Here is a 1,143-nt window from a genome sequence, read left to right on the forward strand (position 1 = left end):
TCCACAATTCGCAAAAGAATTGAAGAAAACAGGAGTTACTCTTCAGCTGCTTTGGGAAGAATATCGCATAGACAATCCAGATGGATTGAAGTACACACAATTCTGTTATCATTTTCAACAATGGAAGTCAGATGAGAATATATCAATGCATTTGGAGCACAAGGCCGGTGAAAAGTTATTCGTTGATTACGCAGGTAAGAAGAGAGAGATTATTAATCCAATTACAGGAGAAATAGTCCCAAAAGAGATCTTTGTAGCTATTCTACCGTCTAGTCAACTAACCTACATAGAAGCCTCTGATAATCAAAAAAAGGAGTCCTTTATCAGGTCTCTTGAAAGAGCTATCCATTTCTTCGGAGGTGTAACAGCTGCTATCGTTCCGGACAATCTGAAATCCGCAGTGGTGAAGGCTAATTTTTACGAACCAGAAATAAATCCGTTGTTAGAGGACTTTGCTGACTATTATTGTACCGCAATACTTCCTGCCCGATCTGGTAGACCTCAGGATAAGGCACATGTCGAAAACGCAGTAAAGATTGCCTACCGGCGGATCATTGCCCCTCTAAGAAATCAGTCGTTTCATTCGACAGAGTCCTTGAATCAGGCTCTGTGGGAAAAGCTGAAAGAGCATAACGAGACAAAACTCACTCGCATGACAGTTTCCAGACGCGAGCTCTTTGAGGACGTAGAACGATGTGAATTACGGTCACTTCCTGTAGAAAAATATCCATTGAAATACTTTCAGGATAATACATTAGTTGGATTCAATTACCACTTCTACCTCAAGGAGGATGGTCATTACTACAGTGCACCATATCTATTAAAAGGGAAGAAAGTACGAATTATCTATGATGACACCCATGTTGCTCTATATCACGATAATACCAGGATTTGGCAACATAGAAGAGAACGTCGCCGTAATGGTTACACGACGGTAGCTGAGCATATGCCTGCAAAGCACCGCTACTTCAAGGAATGGAGTCCTGAAAAGTTCCGTTGGTGGGCTGGGAATGTCGCGGAATATGTCAACATAGTTGAAGTGTGCTCTTTGAAATAATGATAAAATTTAACTGGCGAATTTCCTTTCTTTTTCTGCTTTTATTTTAATCCTTGTATCTGCAGATGGATTTAGGTAAACAACGT

Annotated in this window: 1 protein-coding gene; it reads left to right on the plus strand. The window is 40.6% G+C overall.

What is annotated here, in order from left to right; genetic code table 11:
* A partial coding sequence (gene istA / locus DV872_RS26110) for an IS21 family transposase (RefSeq protein ID WP_114632906.1) occupies positions 1–1,057 on the plus strand: 1,057 nt, incomplete at its 5' end.
* Positions 1,058–1,143: the final 86 nt, after the last annotated feature.

Origin of the sequence: Oceanispirochaeta sp. M1 (genome assembly GCF_003346715.1) — a bacterium.
In the GTDB taxonomy this organism is placed as follows: domain Bacteria; phylum Spirochaetota; class Spirochaetia; order DSM-2461; family DSM-2461; genus Oceanispirochaeta.